Raw genomic sequence first — 23,500 nt, forward strand, 5'->3', positions numbered from 1 at the left:
CCTGCCGTCAGCTCCTTCGTTGACAGGACTCCCGGCACTTAAATCCCTTTCAGGCGACATCGCGCCCTTTCATCGCGAAATACCAGGGTGCCTCCTCTACCTCGACCAGCATGCCGGTCTCCTCATCGAAGACCAGGGTGCCCTGTGCCGAGCGACGCTTGGGCTGTTCCGGAACAGTCGCTTTTGCGCTCGATCCGGGCTCATGGACAACCGAATCGGTCGCCGGATCGGACTCATTCCAACCCAATGCGGGCTGAGTCAGGGCCTCACTCCCACCGGCGGTCCCGGGGGACGGAGCCCCATCCCCGTCGTCAAACAACGAGTATTGCTCAGTAGACGGCTCGCTGGGTTCAAGGATCACGGCCTCGCGGTCACCCTCGATCTCGAGACGGGTCCCCGCCTCGAGAGAGTCGGACATAACCGCCAGCCCGTCATGGTCGTAGCCTAGCAGATGTCCAAGTTCATGACGCAGCACGGTCAACAGATCCATCATGCCCGATGCGGAACCGTCCGCGGTATCGAACTCGCTGTCGTCGTCCGGGGTACTGTCGATGAACCAGCCCCAGCCTGCGGCGTCGATATCGACCAGGATGACGTTGCCGTCGACCTCGGCCAGGGCATCGCCTTCCAGATCGACGACATGGATCTCGACATCGCCAAGCGCCGACAGATCCGCTTCGGTCACCAGCCCGCTGTCGAGCCAGTCCTGGTAGGCCGCATCGAGCAACATCCCGGCATCGTCTTCCTCGAGCTTCGGTACCGTCACCACACTGGAAGCTGCCTGGGCTGCCAGCATCTGCAGGCCTTCGAACCTAGGATCGTTGGTCGCGAAGCGGAAGTCCTCGAACTCGGCTCCGGAATCGCTGACCATCAAACCAAAGCGGCCATCCACGACGCCGGCGTTGAAACCATAGGTCGCGACGAAGCTGCCGTTGAGCGTGATATTGACGGAAGCGCCGACAAAACTCAGTTTCAGGTGGTGGTCGACATCGTCCGCCAACGCAATATTGAGCGTCATGTCGATCGCCAGACCCCGTTTCGGATCGACATGACCGATCAGCAGGCTGTCGTTCGCCGCGTCGATCGCGATGAACTTGAAGTCGTCCTCGGCGTAGTAGTCAAAGGCGATCCCCCCCACTCCTGTACTGACCACAGTCGCTTCCAGCTCGAGATAGGCGTCGGCACGCAGCGGCTCGCCCAGGTCGACCAGGCTGACGGCGTAACCGGTGGTATCGGCTACCCCTGTGTAGGTGCCGTTGTCCACTGCCCAGTCACCACTGACGGACTCCAGCACCGTGTCGCTGCTGTCGAAGCTGTCTTCGACTTCCAGCGTGATCTCCGGCGGCAGAATCTGGACTTTGAAGTTGTCCACGGTGCCCGAACCGCCATCCATGCCGACACCGACATAGCCCTTGTTGAGCGGGATCGGATTGCCGTACTGATCCAGCAGCGGCTCAAAGGTGTAGGAGAACCAGTTCACGCCTTCAATAATCAGCGTCACGTTGGTGCCGTTAACGGCAATCAATACCTCGTATTGTTCTCCCGGCTTGATCCGAACCGGCTTGTTCGACTGAACCACCTCGTGCCAGCCGCTGGCATCGCGATAGCCCATCTCGATCTTGTTGGTCGAGATATTGATACCGGCGTACTTGAAGTCGATATCCGACTTGTAGTCGAAGATGATGTAGCCGTTGGCCTTGGCGCCGCCTGTCGGCTTGTCGACCTGGATCAGCGCGCTGACCTCGTAGTAGATCGGCAGGTAGTCATCGAGGTTGTAGAACGCAGACGCCTGCTCACCGCTCGCCGCCGAAATCTGCAGGCGGCCGCCGCTGACCGAGAAGTTGCCGGTATCGCGTACGAACAGATCCATCGAGGCGTTGTTGAAGTCGGAGGTGCGCAGCACGTCGCGGCGACCGCCCGGTACGTTGCCGGCCTGAGGATCGGTCGGACCGCCGGTCTGATCCTGCCAGTAGCCGTGATCCTGCTGGGTTACGAGACCCATCTCGCCGTTGATGCCGCCCTGCAGCTTGGCCACATTGGAGTAGCGGTCGTTGTGGTTGCGCTGACCGGTGTCGGCGGTGCGGGTAACGTCCACACCATCGCTGAAGGCCTGGGCGAAGAGGAAGTCGAACAGATGCGGCGGTACCTGCCGGCTCACGGTGGCGATACCGAAGGGTGCGAACGGCACGATAAAGCTGTTGAACTCACCGACCCAGTCGATCAGGCGGTCGCCCTTGGTGTTGCCGATCAGGATATCGAGGCCGGCGCCGCCGAAGACCCGGTCCTCGTACACCAGGTGCGTATCCGGTGTCTCGTCGGTGCCGCCGAGCGGCAGCTGTCCCGGCGAGTTGTGCGGCGGGTAGTCGGGGTTGACGGTGCCGAGGACATCGTCGGCGTTCATCAGGTCGTTGCCGAAGCCGCCGTAAATATGGTCGCGGCCGGTGCCGCCGACGATCCAGTCGTTGCCCAGATCCCCGAAGATGACATCGTCGCCGTCGCTCTGGCGGTACTGCTCGGGCACATCCGGATCCGGTGTCCGGCCGTCCGGCTTGAAGGCCACGTAACCCAGTACGCTGACGCCCTCGTCGCTGTTCCAGTTGAGGAAGTACTGAAGCAAATGCTCGCCACCGGTGAGACCGTCGCTTTCAAGATCCGGCAATGAGCCGTCAGCCTTTAGATCCCCTTTCCAGACGGAACCCGCGTCGGTATCGAACAGGATCACGCGGCGCGGCTCGTACTCGTCGTAGAGGAAGAACTCGCCGAGCCGGCTCTGCACCGGTTTTGGCGAGTTCCAGGCATCGTAGTCGTCGCCGAAGTGCAGGATATCGCTGGGGTTGTAGGGCCGCGAGAAGTCGGTGCGGATCAGCCCGATGAACTCGCCGGCCGAGTTGAAGCGCGGCGCGTAGGATTCCTCCAGTGCCTCGGCGCCGCTGATGGCGTCGTCACCCGAGCCGCCGTGGATGAAATCCTTGCCCAAGCCGCCGAAGATGACGTCGTCGGCGAACATTTGGTTCGACAGCCGCGGATCGGCGGCGCCGAGCTCTTCCGGCGTCAGATTGTACGGTGTCAGGTCGACCGATTTCTTCAGCTCGCCGGCGACGTTGATCAACTCGCTCTGGACGTTACCTGGAGTGCGGATCAGTTCGTTGAGCACGTTGCCCTGACTGGTGCGGGTATCGGGGTCGGTCGCAAGCAGCGCCCCGATCCCGTACAGGCTTTCGGCCAGCAGCGGGCTGGCGGTATTGCGGCTGGTAAAGATACGGCCGTCGTCGCCCAGGATTCCGTCGATACCGGTGCCGCCGGAGATCCAGTCGTGGCCCCAGCCGCCAATGATATCGTCGTCGTCGGCATCGCCGAAGCCGATATCGAAGCCGCCGCCAAGGTAGATGAAGTCGTCGCCGGTCTCGCCGTGAACCTCGTCGTTACCGCCGATATCGTAGCGGGTCCAGATGCCCTGGTCCGGATCGCAGTCGAGGCTGAACATCGGCCGCATGCCTTCGGCCTCTTCGAGCGAGAAGCTGTCCGGATCGTAGTCCGGGCCGCCCGGGGTGTAATCCAGCAGGCGGATACCGCGCACGACGATCTTCTCGGTACCGTAGTCGTCGTAGTTGAAGGTGACGTAGTTCTGAGCCAGCGGGTTGGTCTCTGGGTGCGGGTTCACGTCGTCGCCGTTGATACCGACTATACGGATAATATCGCCGTTATCGCCGACAATCGCATCCGAATCGCGCGCGTGTTTGTCCTGGTAGTCCGTATCGACGGTTACCACGATATCGGCGCCGAATTGATCCACATTCGGAGCCTCGCCGGCGTCCGGGTCGAAACCGTTATTACGGTTGATCTGGGTGCCGGCGCCGCCGAACAGCCAGTCGCTGCTGTCCGGTCGTAGATCCGCACCAGTCCAGTCCGGATTCAACAGCTGTGCATGATAGCCATCCAGGCTGAAGAAGCTCGAGGAGCCACCGACGATATCGTCCTGACCGAGGCCGCCGAAGATCACGTCTTTGCCGCCGCCGCCCTCGATATAGTCCTCACCGTCCGAAGCCGCCTCGAAGCTGGCGACCACGAACAGTTCCCCGACCGGGTCGTCGATGCCGCTATCTTCCGGATCGACCCGCACCGGCTTGCGGGCGGCGCCGACATGGGCAATGCCGGCCACCGCACTGTCGATGGAACCGTCACCCTGGATCACGTCGTTGCCGAGCTGACCAAAGATGGTGTCGTTGCCGGCACCGCCCGCCAGGTAGTCGTTGCCGAAGCTGCCGACGCCCGCCAGGCCATCATTAATTGCGAAGGTGTGGTAGACGGCGTAGTCGATCTCGTACTCGGCCCACCACTGGGGTCCGTTCGGATCGCGGTAGTTGCGCGCAATGCCGTCGGTCAGCAGACGTCCCGAGTTGTACTCGTTGAGCGAACCCGGACCGCTGGCGGCGTAGGCATAGAGCGGATCCATGGCGGCGAGGCCCATCTGCTCGGCCGTCAGGTCAGTGCGCGAGTAAAGCACTGCGCCGGCCAGGGCCTGGAAGCGGGCGTTCTTGATATCGTCGAGCAGGTCACCGTCGTCACCGCCCATACGGCTCAGGAAGACGTTGTCGCCGAAGATCAGATCGTCGCCCTCGCGGCCGTCGATCATATCGTTGCCGCCGCCGCCGATCAGCAGGTCGGCGATGGCGGTGCCGAAGATAATATCGTCGGCGCCGTTCTGCGGCTCGAGCGAGTTGATCTCGAGCACCGTATCGAGGGAGGTGGTCTGGATCTTCTGCAGCAGTACCGGGGGCAGGTTCGGATCGGCCACCAGCTGCACCACCTCGCCGTGATCGCCGAAGATAATATTCTGCAGATCGGCGATACCTGCATCGATACCGCCTACCCGGCCGTCACCTTCGAGGAAATCGCGGCCGGCGGTCAGGTTGTCGGCCACCGGGTACGGCACCGGCACCGGCGCGAAGGTCTGGTCGCTGGCGCCGAGGCTCGGGTCGATGGTCGGCGCCGGGCTGTTGTTGTGGGTCGCGATATGGAGCGCGCGGGTCAGGATATCGACGTTGATACCGCTGTCGCCGTAGATATGATCCACGCCGCGCTGGCCGAGGATCACATCGTCGCCGGAGCCGCCGGCCAGGTGATCGCCGGCCTGGCTGCCAATGATCAGGTCGTTGCCGGCGCCGCCGTAGGCGGTGATACCGACGGTGATGAACTGCGCTTCGAGCTCCTCGTTGGTCCAGCCCGCGAACAGGCCGGAGGCGTCGATGATATCGTTACCGGCGAAGCGGAACGGGTTGGCCAGCGGGAAGACCCATTCGTTGTCCTCGTTCTCGGCATCGCTCAGCCAGGGGAACGGATCGAACGGTTTCTCGCCGAACTCCTGACCGAGGCGGTCGTAGCTGTGGCCGGAGTACCAGGCGCCGTCCTGGCTGGTGTCGCCGTAGATCACCAGCGGGCTCAGCGGGCCGCCGACCAGGGCGCCGTTCGCGTTGTTGACGATGACGAAGTGGTCGCCGCCGATCGCAGCACCCGCATCTTTGGTGATATCGGTACGGGTAATGGTGACCGTCGAGGTCTCGATAATGCAGTCGTGCAGCGCGGCCCCCGCCAGCACCAGCTCGGTTTCGTTGACCTCCTTGATGGTGAAGCCGCCGGGGATACCGTCGATATAGATGATCTGTCCGACTTCGAAACCGTCGGTCAGCCAGTTTCCGCCATCGTCGCGAATCAACGTATCGACCACCAATGTGACCAGGGAGACCTCGGTGACCGTGGTTTCTGGTACGGACAGATGGACATCGACATCATTGATCAGGCCGCCGCCGAAGCCTGCGCCACCCAGAATCAGCGTTGAGCCTTTACCCCAAGTTGCGAACTCTCCATCCGGTTTCAGAGCCGGGTTGGCATCGACAATGGCGAGAATTTCGCGGGTTTCACCTTCGCCACCTACCTGAATCAGCTGGCCAACCTCGTAGCCGTCATCCCGCCAGTTGCGTCCGTCCATACGGGTCAGCAGGTTATCGCTATCAACCGTGGTAGCGTCATAGTCACCCAAGGTCTGTACGAAGAGATTTCCGCCGCCGTGCAGCGTGGTCAGGCCGCCGTGCGGGCCCTGGACCCAGAACATCTCGGTGCCGGCCGTCAGGTCTGTATCGCCAAGCAGCGTCATCTTGTTGCCGTCGATCTCCAGCACACGGTACTGCACCGCGTCGTCGTAGCCGCCGACCGAAACCAGATGGCCCTCAAGGAAGCCAAGCGTTTCCCAGTCATCGCCGTTATCCGTGCGGGTGACGATTACGCCTCCTTCCGTTGGCGCAACCGAGAACCCCACCTCGTCGATCACCAGCGGATCGATCGCGGTGATCAGGACATCGCTAAGGCCGTCGAGGCTAAGCGCCGGGCCCGAAAGCACCAGGATCGAGTTGTCACTGGGGTCGCGCATGGGCTCGAGGCCGCTGACATCGACCACGACACCGTCCTTGTCGACATAGGCGTCGAGCGTATCGTCGTAATAAACCGCATCGCCATTGCCGTCGACATAGATAGTGCGACCGTCAGCATCGAGATAGATGCGATCTTCGACCGATACCACGGTCCAGCTGCCGACCTTGCCTTCGATATAGACGGTCTGGCCGGGCAGGAAGCCCTGCGCCTTCCAGTCGTAGCCTTCGAGGGTAATGGCGACGGTACCGGCTGCTGCACTTGGCAGAACCGGCACAGAGGTGGTCTCGAAGGCATTTTCGGCCGAAACAAACGGTGCCGGATTCAGGGTGCCGCTGACATCGAGGTAGTCATTGCCCTCGCCGAGCATCAGGTTGAATACCTCGATGCTGCTCTCGACACCATTGGTATCGTAACCGGACGAGCCCAGGTTGATCTTGCCGAAGCTGATACCGCCCAGCACCACTATATTGCCGCCGTCACCCTCGCCGAAGGTCGGGCCGCTGACCGGACCGAAGTCGAGATCATCCGACATGCCGAAGCCGCGCAGCGTGGTTTCGGTCATGCTGCCCGTACCGTCCGCCTGGCTGGAGTCGTTGAAGATGTTCAGCACGTCGATCTGCTGGCTTTCCGGCGGCTGGGCGCCGATGGCGATCAGGAAGGCGTCCTTCTCGCCCGGCAGCTTGACGCCCGCGGTCAGCGAGCGGTCGGCGCCGCCCGGACCGCCTTCGACGGCCAAAGGTCCGCGCAGCTTGGACAGCAGGTGGGTGGAAACCGGGAAGATCTTCACGCCCTCGCGGGTCGGCGGCACGATGTAGTTCTCGTCCGCCTTGAGCTCGATCGCCTGCAGTTGATGGTAGTTGGCTGCAGTGAAGACGGCGGTCGGTGCGATCCTCACCACTCGTACGCTATCGGCAACACCATCGCCAAGCCAGGTGTCTTTCAGATCGTAGAGCGTATCGTTGATTTGCACGTTAATGAGCTGCAGCTTGGCATCCTGGCTGTCATTGTCGCCACGGATCAGCTGGATCTTGGCTTCCACTGCCGGGTTGCCATCGCCGCTCAGGTCGATGATCCGCACCCACATACCCTCGAGGAAGCCCTCGGAGAGCCAGCCCTGTGCAGCGCCGGAGAGATCGCGGTCGAGGAACTGACCCGGGAAGGCATCGGCGCCCAGCTCCTCTCCGAAGCCAACGTCACCTTCAAAGAAAAACATCGAGGCGAGATTCGACAGTGTGACCGGGGCAGCGGACTCGCCGGAGAACTGCGACGGAGCCGCGTCGGTCGCCAGCAGGGTCAGCGTCTTGCCATCCAGCGAGATCGACAGCACCTCATAGTCGCCGTCGTTGGCGCCGCTGCCGTCGATACGGATCGTCTGGCCAGCGTAAATGCCGTCATCGGTGAAGTCGCCAAGGTCGGAGCCTGTGCCACGGGTCAGCGTCAGGTTGCCGGCACCGCTGCCGTAGACCAGCTTGCCGTTGTAGACCTGGGTCGGTATCAAGCCGCCAACAGACTCGTAGTCCTCCGGTGTCACTGCACTGCCGTCAATAGAGACCACATCGGCCAGGCCGTCGGTCAGCACCGCCACCTTCACGTTTTCTTCCGGCGCCTTGGTCAGGCGCAGCTCGTAGGTATCGTTGCGACCACTGCCAAGCGGGTTATCGTAGATCAGCTGTGTCGAGCCGCCGCTCTCGAGCACCACTGCACCGGCGGTCTCGTTGTCGTAGACCTCGACATCGAGCAGCTGCAGGCCGGAGCGCAGGTTCGGGAAGATGTAGTCGGCATCGGTGGTGCCTGCACCACGCTGGAAGTCGATCACTGCGATCTGCAGGTCTTCGCGGACATAGTCGTCGCGCGCTTCTACCTGTATCGAAATGGCGTCATTCCAGTTTGGATCCGAGACACCATCGACGTAGGTGAACGTGGCCCTGGCCACGACGAACTTGTCGTCGGACGTATCGTCCGGCGTATCCATGCCGGCGATTTGCTCGGGCGTTGCGAGCACGACCAGACGCGCATCGGAACTGCTGAGCCTGATTGCCTTGTCGGCGGCATCGTTCAGGACAACGTCGACCACAACGGTGCTGTTGTCCGAAGGCGCCATCGCCAGCTGCAACTCGATCTCGTCGGTCAGTCTGGTCGTCGCATCGCCCTCGATGACGATGGTCTGGCCGTCGTTGTCGCCATTCGCGTCGACCTCGGTGACATAGACCCCCGGGGTGTCGTTGTCGAACACCTGGACCTCGACGTTGCGCACGTCGGCGGCATCATACTCTTCGACGTTGGAGATCACCGAGTGTTGGATCACCACGACGCGGTCGCCTTCAGCACGGAAATCGTCCGGTGCAAAGACATAAACGGGGACTTTCTCATCCCACTTGTAACTGTCGCCTGCGCCATCGGCGGTGAACTTAAGCACCAGGGCGCGATCCGGAATCCAGAATGTCTGGCCATCGATCACCACCTGATGCATGAAGGCATCGTCGGCGGTCGTTTCGAGGCCGGCGTAGGTATTGGTGAAAAAGCCGGACATGGGGTCGGTGGACAGCCAGATGCTGTCGCCGGCGCCATCGCTCAGCGGTGCCGGGTTGTTCAGCAGGTCGTCGCGCTCTTCCTGCGGCGAACGGGCCGCCGAGACGGTGACATAGACCACATCACCCAGCTCGAGCTCCTGCGACAGGCGCAGGGTGTAGAAGTCGGCGAACTGATCCAGCTGCTCCGACTCCTCGCGCACGATGGTACTGCCGTTGTTGGTCGCCTCTTCATTGATCACCACCAGGCCCTCGAGCGCGGTGGAAACGTTGTAGTCGAAGCCGTCGACCACCAGGCCGTTGTAGAGCACGTCGTCCGAAGTCACCAGGTGATCGACGGCGCCGGAAACGCCCTCGAGTTCGCGGGTGATGATGTCCTCGGTGACGTCACCGGTGACGTTGATGGTGTCGGAGCCGAGGCCACCGATCACGCGGTAGGCGACGCCGAAGGCCGTGGACTGGACGAAGAACTCGTCGTCGCCCTCGAGACCGTCGACCTCGACCACCTCGATGGTGGCGTAGCGCACGTTCAGGCCGGCGCCGAAGATGCCGTCCTTGGTAATGACGATATCGTCGGCGAACTCGGTGCCGAGGATCACCAGCTTGTCGAATCCGGCGCCACCCTCGACCGATACCGGCGCGTTAATGTTGTAGCGCACTTCGTCCTGACCGCCGCCGGCGCGGATATCCGGCGCCTGGGCGACCGAGAAGCCAAGGCCAATCTGCGGCGTGGCGACGCCGTTGTCGTCGAGGACGATGACATCGTCTGTGGTCTCCGGCGTCAGCAGCAGATCAAGGTAGTTGATACCGCCGTCGCCGTTGGTGTCGGCGGACAGGTCGCCGTTTTCAAACGCTTCCTGCAGGATCGCCACGCCGGCATCCAGGTCCGCCTTGTTGATCTTGCCGTCGCCGTTCCAGTCGAAGTCGGTGGTGGCGGCCAGGGCGAAGGCGCGGACGATAAAGAGGTCGTTGTCGTCGTCACCCTCGAGCCGCAGCTCGGCCTGGTTGGAGTAGACGCGGAACTCGTCGTTGCCGCTGCCGCCCTGGGCGACCAGTGGCGCCGAGATGCCGGGCGAGAGCCAGCCGCGGGTGGTGGCGACCAGATCGGGGAAAATATCCTGCGGCAGCAGGTTGCCCATCGTCTCGTTTCGGTTGGCACCGAAGATCTGGCCGATCTGGAACTGGTCGTCGCCGGCGCCACCGTCCAGGGTCACGATCACCGAGGTGTCGTCGGTGAAGAAGGCGTCGTTGCCGGCCCGCCCTTCGACCGTCAGGCGGCCGTTGAGACCGGTATCGTAGTTGATGCGCTGGACTTCGTTGCTGTCCTCGTTGTTCTGCACCACGTCCTGGTACTCGTCGAGGTTGCCGTGCAGCAGCGCGACGTATCCCGGGCGGTCCGAGGTCTCGTTGGGCAGGAAGGCCGCGGTACGCAGCAGGAAGATATCGTCGCCGTCACTGCCGCTGCTGTCACGGCCGATAATCGTCGCTTCGTCGACGCCGTCGTCCGCCTCGCCGGTATCGAGGATATTGATGACGTAATTGCGCTGATCGGGACCATTCGAGCCCAGGGTATAGACGGCGTAGTAATCGGTATCGGCCTGACCGTCCAGCGTCAGGGTATGCTCGGCCGCAGTGGTCATGTTCGGGCCGGTCTGGGCGTTGGCGTCTTGCAGGTAATAGACGATAAAGCGGTCTTCACCGTCGTCGCCGGTCGAGTCGGTCGCGTTCTGGCTGCCGTATACGCGAGTCTTGGCGCCGATAAAGATGTAGCCCGACTCATCGGGGTTTGTGCCCCCCCCGACCCCGGAGGCGTCGCCGAACTGGAAGATGTCGGCGTCATCGTTACCGAAGATAGTAGTCACGAACTGCGGGGACTCTATATAGGGAACAGCGACGCCGACCGGGTTGTCGCTGTCGTCGTTGGCTGCAACCGTGCCCTTCTTCGTGCCGGGCGTTGTGAGGACGGCGCCCGCGATAAGGGCGCCGCGCAGGATGATCTCGGTGCCGAAGGTCGGGTCGGCATCGAGGGCCGACAGCAGGCCGTCCAGGGCGTTCGCATCGCCGAGGATGCTGATGCTCGCGTCGTTCGCCGGGGTGCCATCGTTGGCATAGGTGGTGGCGGCGATGATCCGGGCGTTCTCGTCCGTCGCGATGTCGTCGCCCACCCAGAGGGTCACCGAGCCAAGCTCGGCAAAGATCGTCCCCTGACTGATGGTGCGCGGATCGTCGTTGTGTAGCTGACGGGCTTTGCTTTCGGCAAAGTTCGCGAAGCCACTGTCGATCAGCAGGAGGTTCGAGGTTTCGTCCGTCGCGCCACTGGCTTCCCACACCGTCAGGCGGATGTCACCCGTGTAGGTATGGGCCAGGACGAGGCGCAGTTCGTCAGCGACTTCCGCAAGGTAGATGTCGTCGGTCGCCTCGAGCGCCACATCGTCGCCGCCCGCGCCGAGCCCCGCCGCGGTCGAGCCGCGCCGCGAGTCGATCTCGAGATCGTTGAGCAACTGGCCGATATCGGACCCGGTGCCGTTGGCATCGAGGTCGATCGCCTTGCCCATCACGTCCGCGGTCTGCAGCAGGATACCGGAGAGGAAGTTCGTCTCGTAGGCCTCGTCGCCAGTCAGGTCCACGACGCCATTGGCGAGCAGCCGTGCGCTGGATTCGTGATCGAAGATCGATCCGTCGACCGTGCGCAGGGCCACGTGACCGCGGCTGAAGACCGTGCCGACCTGGAGGTCGCCGAAGAGCTCGTCGATGAAGATGCCCCGATTGGCAAATGTAGTATCGAAGGCGTAGAGCGCGCCGGTGCCATCGTCGGCGACTCGGTCGACGTTGATTTCGAGCCAGTTGCCCAGCGTCCCTATACCGCTGTTCGACACGGGCGTGGTGAAATCGGGTGTCGAGGCGTTGACGCCGGTCGACATCAGGATATTGACGCCGCTGACATCCACGCTTGGCGTGCCGTCGGCGTCGAGGATGCGGGCACCGGAGCGCAGTTCGACGTCGGCACCGGTGGAGTTGATATGGCCGACCAGCATATCGCCGGTAATTTCCTTGGCCAGGATCGAACCGTTGGTGGTCAGGAAGATCTGCGGCGTGCCGTCCGGCGGGTTGCCGTCATCCCAGGCGACATCGGTATTGATATCGAAGTTGACCGTGGTATCAGGTACATCATTGACGACACTGGCACCGTAAGGCGCGCCGCCGATCGATGTCGTCGCATAAGTGCGGTTTTCCGCGCCGGCATAGACATCGGTGCCATTGACATGGCCGATATCGATATCGTCCCCTGCCCGCGCCTCCAGGAAGAAATAGGTGCTGTCGACTTCGTCATATTCAGTGCCGAGGCTGCGGCGAATGAAGTTATACAAGGATTCGCCCGTCACATCCGGGCTGAAATGATCGAAGTATTCGCCGGTCCGGTTCGGTGAATTGGTGGTGATGCCAAGACCGCTGATATCCAGCGGCAACGGCAGGGTAACGCCCCCGGGAAGCGGCGGCTCCAGCGTCCGCACGGTCAGGCCGTCGATATCGGACAGAACGTCGCCGGCCCGGGAGTCGTTGATCACCACATCGATATCATCACCGGCCGTGATGCGTTCAATGATCACCTCCAGGGACTCCTCGGCCGGATCGACCGAACGGTCGTGCAGGGTGATATCCAGCACCGTATCGCCGTCGGCATCCGCTTCCAGGTGGACCTCGCTCAAGGTCGGGGTGTCACCTCGCTCGACCGCATGGGTGATACGCATCAGTTCGACCATCAGCGCGCTGCGGCCACCCTGCGCGCTCTGATTGCCGATGTCGCCGCTGGCGTCCACATCCAGCACATTGGTGCGGATCAGGCCTTCGTCGAAGATCGCCGGAATCATGGCGTCTTGCTCGGCCACCAGATCGCGTTCGTCGACGCGGATATTGCCGCGCTGGTTCTCGATAATGGTCGTGCCGATGGTGTTTTCGATACCGCCGAGCAGGATGATGTCGCTGTCGTCGTTTTCGCCGGCGATAAGATTGCGGATCTCGACGATCGATTGCGGATACCGGAGATTGACGTCGAACTCGAAGGTATCGCCGATCACCTCGGGATTCAGCGACACATTATTGGTCGAGGCTGCGTTGAACTTGATATCGTCGACGATGATATCGACCACCGATGAGCTGTCGATGGCGTCGATATGGTTGATGACCAGATCGAACTCGGAATAGTTGATGATCTTGACGTAGTCCCAGGAACGCTGGCTCTCGACCAGACCATGGTTGCCCCAGATCACACCTTGCGGACTGCCGGAGACATCGTTGGCGTAGAAGGTCAGCTTGCCGGCTTCGTCATAGATGATGTCATCGAGAATGACCTGCTTGTCGCCGTTGTAGTCATCCAGCGTATTGCCGACTTTCTTGCCGGCATTCTCGCCCAGGAATTCGATATTGGTCAGCGTGGTGATCACGCCATTTTCGTCGACCACCAGTTCCGGATTCGGCTCGCCCAGCAGCGCGACGTGGGATTCCCAGAAGATCTGCCGCGCCACTGTCTTCGAAGCACTGCCCTTCTCGCTGCCATTCACATTGAGGAAGTTGAAGCAGACCTTGGCATCGCCGGCGCCGATGCAGATTCTCAGATCCGGCAGGTTGGTTTCGCGGTCGGCATCGCGGGTCACCGAGGCGTTGCTGTCCGCCAGGACGAAAACATCGGACGCCTTGAGGAAGGAGCCGTAGCGGCCGCTGACCCGGGTCAGATCGTTATAGGTCGACGAGGCCGTCGGTTCCACCAGTACCGGGATCGGGTTCAGGACCTCGAGAACCGCCGAAATGGCATTCGCCAGGGCATTGTCGTAATCGTTGTATTTCGAGACCGCATGCGCGAACACCGAGGTGTTCCGGTGCTTCGACTGCACGGTGATATCCTCGTTCGAGACGATCGAGGACCCATCGTGCAGGATGGTTTCCACCATATCCCAGCCATTGGCATAGGCATCTGCGGTCGAGTCGGCCACCGGGAAGGCCTTGGTGTCCGACAGCGCATAGGCATTGGCGTTCCATTGCGTGACCGGGCCGCTGTTGTCGGTGACGACCGAACCATCGCTGGAGTCGACCTTGAGCTGGGTCCCGGCCTGGGCCGATACCACCACGGTGTTACCGGTCAGGTCGGCGCCACCTTCGAGCACGGTCTGAGTCACCGACCGGTCGTTGCTGGCACCGATATTGATGGTGCCGTCCGCATCGGCAAAGCCGGCGATCGCGGTGGCGTTGGCCCGCACGTCCAGATCGGCATCGACATCGCTGCGCGCTTCTATCAGGATCGTACGCAACGCTGAAACCGAGCCGTTGACCCTGGTGATGACATCGTAGTCGACGTCGACATAGGCATTGGCATCGGCATCGCTGACCCCGCTGAAGGAGCCGTTGGTAGCGGACACCGAATTGGCCTTGATCGCGCCGGTCGCAAAGATCTCGACATCGCGTTGAGCCGTGATGCTGCCGCCATGAATATGGGTTTCCACCTGATGGCGCGCATAGGTATTGGCATGGGTGGTGCCGACCGTGATCGCCCCGCCGCTGGTATGGGAGGCATTGGCGAGTGCATCGACGTCGGAAATGCCCTCCAGGGTAACGTCCCGCCCGCGCAGGCTGCCGCCAAGAATATCGGCATCGACAAAGATCGAGGTCGCCGTGGCGTTGGCCCTCAGCGAGTTGACGGTTATACCGCCAACGCCGCTGCCCGAGCCGCGCGCCACAACGTCGGTATTCTGATAGCCGCGCACCAGAATATCGCGGGTGACGAAGACATCGGAGCCGCTGGCGCCGATATCGACACTGAGATCGGAATGCGCGGTAGCGTTGGCGTTACCGCCCGAAACCTGGATGGCGCCACCGCTGACCGAGGTCATCTTGCCAGTGGCCTGAACCAGCGCCTCGGCCTTGAGCGTAAAGTCTCGGACGCTGGTACTGCTGCCGTTACCGACATCGCCATAGAACTTGACGGTGGTCGAGCCGTCCGCCACCGGTCGGACATTACCGGTGGTCACCGCCACCAGGCCAAAACCCTTGCTGCTCAGGGCCCCGACGGCGGTATTCGCATGCAGCCCCTTGATAATGACATCGCCGCCGCCGGTGTTGAAACGGGTATCCTTGCCGACTTCGATCTCGACCGAGGAGTTGGCATCGACATTGACATTGGCCGTGGTAACCGACGCCAGACCGACGGCGATATTGTTGGCTGAGCCAATAGCGCCCTTGTCCGAGGTCAGGTAGTTGCTGCCGTTATGGTTGACCCTAGCGGTCAGACGCACATCGCCGGTCGAGGACGAGGCATCGATATTGCCGTCTTCACCGACCGTCAGTTTCGCCCTGGCGTCGAAATCGACATCCGCGGTGGACGAGGTAATGGCGCCAAAGCCACCGGCCGTTGCCGTTGCCGCCCCTTTGGCAAGGCCGATCACCTCGACCAGCATATCGAAATCGCCGGCCAGCACATCAAGATCGACCCAGCCACCGATGCGCCCGGTCGCCTGCGCGGCGTTATAGGCCGTGGCCTTGACCACACCGGCACCGACCAGGCCGAAGTTGTTCGCTTCCGGTTCCGCAATCACGGTGCTGTCCATGATGGCGTCGGCATCGATCCCGAGGGAGCTGGTGGTGGTGATATGGGTGCGGTCGGACGAGCTGCCGGCCCCGGTGGAACCGATGCGCACATTGACGGTACCGGTGTCCTTGGCCACTGCATCCAGGCTCGCAATCGACAGAATGCCGGCAATCCCCAGGGATTCGATATTGGCCTGAGCGTCATGGGTCGCTTTCGCCCACAACTTCACCCAGGTCGCATTGACGTCGGTGCCGTCGCCGATCCAGGCGCTGGTGTCGCTGTCAATCAGGGTAGTGACATCGGTATCGCCGAAATCGACGCCGAAACTGCCGCCGGCGCGATTGGCCGAGGGCGTTGCCGTTGTCTCTGCATCGGCGGTCACCTTCAACCAGCCGGTCAGGTTGAGATCACCATCGTTGCCAACATAGGCCTCGGTATCGTGAGCCGCTGTGCCGATCACATTGGTCAGGGTAACGTTGGCGATGCCGCCGATGGTGACCGGTGCGTCCACTTCGGCATCCGCCGAGGTGTTCGCATCCGCATCCAGGGTCAGGTTCACCGCATCCAGCTCGACATGATTGCCGACGTAGGCGCGCGTTGCCGACGCCTGGCTCGATGCATCCTCGGCATCCACCAGACCCACCCGGGCCGATGCGTCCATCAGGGAAATGTTGGCAAGACCGGCGCCACTGCCGGAATTGATTTCGGCATTGGCCAGGTCCGACCCTGTATTGGTATTGGCGCGTAAGCTGATGGAATGGCCGGTCAGGTCGATATCGGCATAGTTGCCGATAAAGGCTTCGGTCTCGCGACTCGCCGCCGCCTCAACCTTGATATCCGAGACGGTGACGACCAGAGCCGCCGCCGCGCCGTCCATCCGGGCGGTGGAAACCGCCTTGATTTCGTCAGCCAGGATATCGACGGTGCCGGCGGTCAGGTCGACCCGCTTACCGATGTAGGCCCGGGTCGCGCCCAACAGGTCCGAATCGGCGCGAATCAGGGACACCGAGGCACCACCGGCGAAGTTGAAGCTGGTGGCGACCGCCAGGGCTTCGCTGCTGCCCTTGGCATCGATATCGATATCGCCCCGGCCGCTGCCACCGGCTCCCTTGATCAGAACCGTAATCTGGCTGTTTTGCGCCGCATCGACGTTCCGGCCGACATAGGCCTCGACGACATTGGTGGTCTGCGCAACCGGGCTCAGGCCCCCGACCGACGCGCCGCCCGCAATGGCGATATTGAGCAAGGTGGCATCCGACTTCGCATCGCCGTCGGCCAGCAGGGTCAGGCCGTCGCCGCCGACCCACAATTCGGCGCCGTCGCCGACGAAGGCGCGGGTAGTGCCACCGGCAACCGCCGTCGGTTTGTAGAGTGCGACGGATACGCCTACCCCACCGCCACCGCCTTCGGTTTTGGCGATGGCATCGATATCCGATTTCGCGGTCACGATCACCGGCGTGGTCAGATCGCTGACATCCAGTTTCGCCCCGGCCTGGCCACCGCCGGTGCGCGCATCCGGCGCGCCAAGATAGGCTTCCACGGTACCGCTGACCGTGGCGAAAGCGGCCAGATCCTGAACCGTGCCGCCAAAGGAGATATTGACCGTAACGGAAGTCGCCTCGGCCTTGTAGGTCACCCGGTCGGCGGCGCCATTGCCGGCCCGCACCTGCAGACTGCCGGCATCCATATTGACGCCATCGCGCACATAGGCGCTGGTGGATCCGGATACCAGGGCCGTGGGTTTGAACGAACTGATCGAAGCAAGGCCTGAGAAGCCGCCGCCATCGGTTTTAGCCCTGGCGTACATGTAAGCATCGGCGAACACCCTGATGTCGCCGGAATTGACGTCGACGTCGGTGGTAGCATCAGCTGCATCGCGGGTGGCGTAGGCGCCAATAAAGGCGTCCACCTTGCCGGATACCGTGGAGGTCGCCTCGACGATGGAAGCGGCCACCAGACCGGCAATATTGACCGCGACGGATTGCGTATCGGCCATCATCTGCGTTGCATCGGCCAGGATCGCGACGTTGCCGGCATCGACGTCCACACCCTCGCCGATATAGGCCAGGACATTACCGGTCACCTCGCCCAGCAATTCGTAATTGCCGATATATACGCCACCGGCCAGACCGATGCCGGTCAGTTCCGGTTTCGCCAGCATGTCGGCAACAGCATTGATCGCCACGCTGCCGCCCTGCACATCCACAAAGCCGAGATTGTTGCTGGCCGCAGTTTCTGCTGCGGCGCCGACGTGGGCATCGACACTGCCGCTGACCACCGCGTAGGAATCATGATCCGCACCGCCGCCGGCCACGCTGGCGCCGACGATCAGCGCCTTGGCCGAGGCGTCGTAATCGCCATCCGCATCGATATCCAGACCGCTGAAGCCATCGAGGTCGAGGTCGTTGTTATGGGTCAGGATATTCGCGCCCTGCCCCACATATGCCCGGGTATCGCCGGCCACATCGGCATCAGTCGACACCAGTGACAGGGTAATGCCCAGGGAGACATTGCCGTTGTCGACCCGCGCGACCGCATCCATATCCGAGGCGGCCAGTATACGGACACTGTCCTGGACATCGACCTGACCGCTAAGGCCGGCCGGCACGCTTTGCCCTATCGGAGTGCCGACAAACGCCTCGACCGCGCCGTCGACCGTCGCCGAGGCGTCGATCAGACTGACGCCCGCCAAGCCCGAGAAGCCGACGGTAAAGCTGGTCGCGGTGGCGAGGTAGCGGACCCGGCTGTCGGGGTCCGCGCTCAGATTGCCGGCTTCGACCAGCAGACTATCGGAGGTGAGGTCGCTACCTTCGCGCACATAGGCGCGGGTGCTGCCGGAAACCTTGGCGGTCGGCTTCGTCAGATCGACGCTGATCCCCAGGGTACCGGTGCCGCCCTTCACATCGGCGGTCGCCGCCATTTCCGCATCCGCATGCACCTTGATATCGCCGTCCGAGGCCTGGGTGCCCGAGATATTCAGTACCGGCGTTGCCGCATCTGTCGCCAGCTGCCGGGCCTGTACGCCGATAAAGGCCTCGACCTCGCCTTCGACCGAAGCCAGGGACTCCAGATACGCCAGGTTCAGGAAACCGGCCAGACCGATGGAGAAAACCGTGGCATTGGCGGTCATGCCGACCATCGCCGGATCCGGCGCGCCGGCAATGGCATCGGCCGTGACGGTCAGGTCGTCTGCGGTAACGTTCGAGCCCTCACCGACATAAGCAAGCACGCTGCCGGCGGCGATCGCGGTCGGTTTGTAGACATCGACATTGACGCCCAGACTGCCGGAAACGCCACTGGCGCTTGCTGTTGCCGCGCGCGAGCCATCTGCGTCGATCACCAGAGTGCCGTCGCCGTTGCCTGCATCGGTCAGGGTGATAACAGTCGAACCGGCCTGCGGCACGACCTTCTGCCACTGTCCGGCATCGCCGTAGTTCTCCGCACCGAGCGCATAGTCGGCCAGGGCATTGAACGGATCCAGACGGTCAGGGCCGATATATTCGTACACCTCACCGGCTTTGGCGCCGCCGATATCGCTGGCCAGCAGCACCCGCTCGCCGGTAAGCAGTTCATTGACCGTATCGTCGCTGGAGTAATGCGCCCCGGCCCGGGCGCCGGTGAAGGCCTCGGTCGCGCTCTCGATCACAGCCCGGGCATCGGAAACTGTGACATCGACTACACCGCCGAAGGAACCGGTGACGTTATTCGCCGAGGCCTCCTCGATGCTGCGGGCGACGAGATCCAGCTCCCCGGCCAGCACCGTGGTGTTTTCGCCGACATAGGCCAGGGTCGCGCCACTGATATTGGCAGTGGAATAGGTCACCCCCGCCGCCCCGTAGAGGCCGAACGCTATATTCAGGGGCGAGGCATTCGCGGTAAGCGTCGACTTGGCACGCACCAGCAGATCGTCCGTGCCCAGCAACAGCGTCGTTGTCGCAGTCGGTGTCGTCCAGTAGGGCGTGCCGACATAGGCTTCCGTCACCCGATCGACATCGGCATCGATCATGGCGATGGCGCCGCCGATCAGGCCTACCGCCACGGAATCCGCATCCGGCAGTGCCTCGGCGATGGAATCGGCGGTGATTTCGGCTCTCGTGTTGACGTTGATCGTGGTCGTGCCGTCGGCATAGGCGCGCGTCTCGCCGCCGACCGAGGCTTCGCTGATCATCGTCGAAACGGCAAAGCCAACGGCGGCGCCGAAGCCAAAGGTCTTGGCCCGCGCCTTGTGATCGCTGTCGGCGTCGATGAACAGATTGCCGCTGGCCGTCAGGCTGGCGTTATGGGCAAAGGCCTCGACGGTCGAATCCAGATGCGTTTGAGCGTGACCACCGGCGGCCGCGGCACCGGCAAGGGTGGCGGTCACCGCGACCACGCTGGCGTCGGCGTTGACGTCCTGTGTCGCATCCGCATCGATACGGATAAACCCGCCCTCCGCATGCACCGAGCTGTCAGACACATGGGCCGCGGTCGTCGACGTCAGGAAGTTGCTGGCCAGCCCCACTCCGGCTGCCACGCCGGCAAAGCCGGCACTGACCGCAACGGAGTCGACCTTGGCTATGGCATCGGAATTGTCGTGAGCGGCCACGATCACCGATGCCGATGCCGTGACATCAGAGTTGTCGACGATAAAGGCTTCGATTGCCCGGGTCACCCGGTTGGTGGCGTTTGCGCCCGATCCTGTGCCGGAGAGGCCAAAGCCAGCCTGCACTGAAACGGCTATGGCGTCCGGAGTCGATTGCACCAGGCTTTCGGACGTGGCCTCGATCTTCACATTACCGCCATTGGCATCGACAAGGCTGTTGCGAACGCCTGCCCGCGTGACTCCGGCCAGGTTGGTGCTGGCCAGCGCCGCCGCTATGGTAATGCCGAAGGATGCCGGCGCGACGGTGAAGTCTACCGCTGCCGCCAGTGCATCGAGGAACACGTCGAGGCTGTCCTTGGCCGTCACATCCACCTTGCCACCGGCCACCACCGACTGCCCGTCGGCCATGTCGCTGTCGACGATCAGCGACTCGACCGTCTGGCCGATAAATCCGGTCACATCAGAGCCGGAGCCCGCACCCGATATACCGATGTTCGCCGCCGCGGTAACGCTCACCGCGATGCCCTTGCCGGTCACTTCGATGACGCCGTCCGCCATGGCATCCAGCGTCACATCGCCGCTGGCGTTGACGTCGCTGTTGTCGACCTTGGTGCGTGCGGTGCCAGAGAGCTGCGTCTCGGCGCTGGCGAAGGCCACGGACACATTGACGGTGACGGAGCTGACGCTGGCGCTGACCGATATGCCCAGCACGTCCAGGTCGAGCGAGGTCGAGTCGGTAGCACTCAGGCTCACCGCACCACCGAGCGCATCGACGTCCGCGCCACCGGAGATCACGGCTTCGGTGATATTGGTCGAAACGCTGCGGGCGACAGAGCCTGCGACGGAGCCGGATACCGACCCGCCACCGGAGCCTCCGGCCGCCACACCGACGCCGATGCCATATACCTTGACGGAGCCATCCGACAAAGCGGTGAGCGACACGCCACCACTGGAAGTGACAGCGGAGGCGTCGATGGCCGCCCGGGTAAGGGTGCCAAAATAGACTTCTGCCGTGGACACCGCCACCGACAGGGTCACCGAAACGCCGCCGGCGCCGCCGGTCGCGATGGAGGCGGCGACCAGGGTGGCTTCGATGGTCGCCCCGTCATGGGCCGACAGGAACACATCCCCCCCGGCATCGATATCGCTGCCGCCGGTGACGGAAGCCACGACGGTATTGGTCGTGGTGATACTCGAGTCGACACCGGTCCCCGAGCCATTGACGGACACGCCCCCCGAGCCGCCGATGGTGACGGCTGCGGCCACGCCTGTCGCCGTGATGCTCATGCGGTCGGCCAGGCCCAGGTCGTAGGTGGAGGCGGATATGTTGAGATTCCCGGCAGTGTCGAGATCGGTATCGTCGATATTCGCCAGCAGCGTACTGCCAATACTGTTTTCGGCCAGGGTCAGTGCAAATGACAGATTGGAGGACAGTCCACCGGCACCGCCCACCGATATGCTTGCCGCCGTAAGTACCGAGACGATGTCGGAGAGGTCCCGGGCGCTGAGGGTGACCGCGCCGTTGGTCACATCGTTGGCATCGATGTCGCTGCCCCTGATGCTCGCTTCCACCGAATTGGTCGTGGTGTTGGCAGCGACAACGGCGGCAAAGGCAATGTTGAAGGACACGAATCCGGCACCGCCGAGCGATACGCCAACCGCCTGGCCATAGGACTCGAGCCTGTTGTCTGAGAAGGCGTCGACGGTAATCGCGCCACCGGTGCTGGCGACGGTCGCATCGTCGATGGTCGCCAACAGGCTGCCGCCGAGCGTGTTTTCCGCGGAGGTCGCGGAGACCGCGATATTGATGGACCCGCCACCTGCGCCCCCCGGCGACAGCGATGCGGCCAGCAGTTCCGCCAGGATGTGCGCCTGGTCCTCGACATGAACGTCGACATCGTCGGCCGCACTGACCGTACTGCCGATGATGCTGGCTTCGATGGCATTGTTGATCTGGTTGAAAGCGACCACGCCGGCGCCGGAAATATTGACAGAGACGGCCCCGGCGCCGCCGCCACCTATCCCCAGAGCGATACCATAAGCCTCAAGTGACATGGCATCGGCGCTGTCGGCATCGTAGGTGGATGCCGAGACGGTCACAGTGCCGCCGGTATCCACTTGCGAATTGGAAATGGTGGCCGTCTGGGTGTTGCCGATGGAGACATCGTCGAGCGGGTCGACTGTGGTCAGCAGGTCGAGGAAGCTGATGCCGCCGTCGCCATTGATGTCGAAGCTCGAACCGATCCGGCTCTTGAGCGCCGCTTTGTATGCTGCATCCGGCTGGCCGTCGGCGAAGACGTCCATGCCAGTGAGGGCATCGATGGCCTGGTCCGTGGTCAGGTCATCCATCACGTCGTCGCCGGTCCCGGGCTCTCCGTCGTTGCCCGGCTGGACGCCGAGGGCGCCATCCTCGCCAGCCTGCAGGTCCTGCAGTCTGTTGAGAATCACCAGCCCGGCATGGATGTCGTCGACGTCGATGACGCCGTCGCCGTTCCAGTCGAAATCGGTGCTCACCGACATCGCGTTACTGGCATAGACGAAGGCGCCTGCCACGTTGAACGACGCGGCGCCTGCGCCGCCGGCGGAAATCGAGGCCGATGTCAGGGCTGCCGTAATACCCGATACATCCGTGGCGCTGACCGCGACGGCGCCATTGGTCGGATCGTTGGCGTCGACATCGCTGCCTCCCTTGATGCTGGCTTCAATTGTATTACCGCTGATGTTGGTCGCCGCGACGACACTCAGTGCGACGTTGATAGAAACGCCGCCGGCACCGCCGGGCGATACGCCGACGGACTGGGCATAAGCCTCGACGCTGGCATTGGCGAAGGCATCGACCGTCACCTCGCCGCCGCTGCTGTTCACCGTAGACGCGTCGATGGTCGCCAGCAGCCCGCCGCCCAGGATGTTTTCGGCGTAGGTGGCTGCGACGGAAACATTGATGGAACCGGCCCCCGCACCGCCGGCCGCCAGCGAGACCGCACCGAGTTCGGCAAGGATTCCGGCCCGGTTCTCCGCCGTAACGCTGACATCGCCGCCCGACAGTACCGAAGCCCCCTCGATGCTGGCTTCGATGGCATGGGTGATGGTGTTGAAGGCGACCACGCCTGCAATGGCGATATTCACCGACACGCCACCCGCGCCACCGCCGGAGACACCGATGGCCACACCAACCGAGGTGATGCTCATGCCGTCCGTCGCATCGTCATCGTAGTTGACGGCCGAAACGCTGACCGCGCCCGCGGTGTCGACACTGGAACCCTCGATGCTCGCCAGCAGCGATCCGCCGATGCTGTTGTTGGCGTAGACGCCGGCGCCCGTCAGGTTGAGCGAGAAGGCACCGGCGCCGCCGCCGGCGATCGACGCCGCCACCAGGACCGCGAAGAT

The 23,500-nt window shown here is 62.9% G+C and carries 1 protein-coding gene; it reads right to left on the reverse strand.

The features are described 5' to 3' along the window. Window positions 1-49: 49 nt before the first annotated feature. The gene (locus IEX85_RS08260) at window positions 50-23,485 is read right to left on the reverse strand and encodes a hypothetical protein (RefSeq protein WP_229721838.1); all 23,436 of its coding nucleotides are present in this window, start codon (window positions 23,483-23,485) and stop codon (window positions 50-52) included. Between the last annotated feature and the right edge of the window lie 15 nt (window positions 23,486-23,500).

It is taken from the genome of Marinobacterium nitratireducens, assembly GCF_014645375.1.
GTDB classification, from domain to species: Bacteria; Pseudomonadota; Gammaproteobacteria; order Pseudomonadales; family Balneatricaceae; genus Marinobacterium_A; species Marinobacterium_A nitratireducens.